We start from the raw sequence: 290 nt of genomic DNA, 5'->3' as shown, positions 1-290 counted from the left end.
TCGTGGGCGGCTAGCTTCCTGCCGCAACTGGCACAGCAGGCTGAACAGATCGTGCGGCGCGACGTAATGCCAGGATTCGTGGCCGCCGAACTGATCGTTTGGCTCAGCGAGCACAAAATCATCCGGCCCGGCCACACCACCTTACAAGAGCTGGTCAGTGAAGCCCTGTCCACCGAACGCAGGCGCTTGGGCGGCTTGCTGGCAGAAGTGTTGGACGAATCGGCCAAAGCTGCGCTGGGCCAGCTCCTGGTGCGTGACGACACCCTGTCTCAACTGGCAGCGCTCAAGCA

Annotated in this window: 1 protein-coding gene; it reads left to right on the top strand. The window is 62.4% G+C overall.

The window, feature by feature from the left end:
- The coding region (locus GHN86_RS23195) for a DUF4158 domain-containing protein (RefSeq protein ID WP_153387402.1) at nucleotides 1–290 on the top strand (290 nt) is incomplete at both ends.

Source organism: Pseudomonas helleri, from assembly GCF_009600315.1.
Lineage (GTDB): Bacteria > Pseudomonadota > Gammaproteobacteria > Pseudomonadales > Pseudomonadaceae > Aquipseudomonas > Aquipseudomonas helleri_A.
The sequence above is the reverse complement of the archived record's forward strand: the minus strand, read 5'-3'. Positions and strand labels throughout refer to the sequence as shown.